Raw genomic sequence first — 922 nt, 5'->3', positions numbered from 1 at the left:
CTCATGAATGGTAGCAGTTCTGTCGTATCCTGTATAAGTATCCAAAAGATGGGTGAAGATGCCATCTCCACTATACTCTTCTTCTCTTACCCAAGATAAATCTTCAAGTCGTAACTTTGAACCACTTTCTTTATGATGACATACCATCTGCTCTAAAAGATATACATACGTACTAATCATATGATCAATCGTACTTTCCTTGAATAATCCTCGAGCATAATTAAAACTTCCGGATAAGCTTTTCCCATCGTCATCTATCATAACACTTAAATCAAACTTAGCAACATCATAAGAGATACTTCCTTTGAATTCTTGAAACAAAGAGTCTTCTCCATACATTCTCTTTGCTTCATTTCCAAAACTCTGCAAGCCAAACATTACTTGGAATATAGGGTGGCGGGATACATCCTGAACTACTCCCAACTCTTCTACCAGTTTCTCAAAAGGTACATCCTGATGCATCTGAGCCTGAGATACTGAATCTGAAACTTGTAAAATAAAATCTCTTACTGATACTCCATAGTCAATATCCTCCCGAAGGACCAAAGTATTTACAAAGAAGCCGATCAAATCCTCTAAGCCTGCATGATGACGATTCGCCACAACAGTACCTAATACAATATCCTTTTGTCCGGAATAAGAGGATAATAGCAAATAATATCCTCCCAGCATCACACTGTATAAACTAACTCCTAAATCTCGAGACAGGAGTCTAAGCTCTTCACTTAAACTATCTGCGATACTAAAATGTAACGTATTTCCTTCATAAGAAATAGCAGAAGGGCGAGCATAATCTAAGGGAAGATTTAAAGATTCTACTTCCAAAAGCTTACCTTTCCAGTATTCTAACTGGCTATCTAATACTTCCCCTTGAAGATAATCCCGTTGCCATAAGGCAAAATCCTTATATTGAATTCGTAAC

At 37.2% G+C, this 922-nt stretch carries 1 protein-coding gene; it reads right to left on the bottom strand.

The genetic code is table 11. From position 1 onward, the window contains the following. Positions 1–922 (bottom strand): condensation domain-containing protein (locus CHRY9293_RS18380; protein ID WP_228455605.1); only part of this gene is annotated, 922 nt, incomplete at both ends.

The organism is Chryseobacterium potabilaquae (genome assembly GCF_902728265.1).
GTDB classification, from domain to species: Bacteria; Bacteroidota; Bacteroidia; order Flavobacteriales; family Weeksellaceae; genus Chryseobacterium; species Chryseobacterium potabilaquae.
Note: the sequence above shows the minus strand (reverse complement) of the source record. Positions and strands in the feature narration are given on the sequence as shown.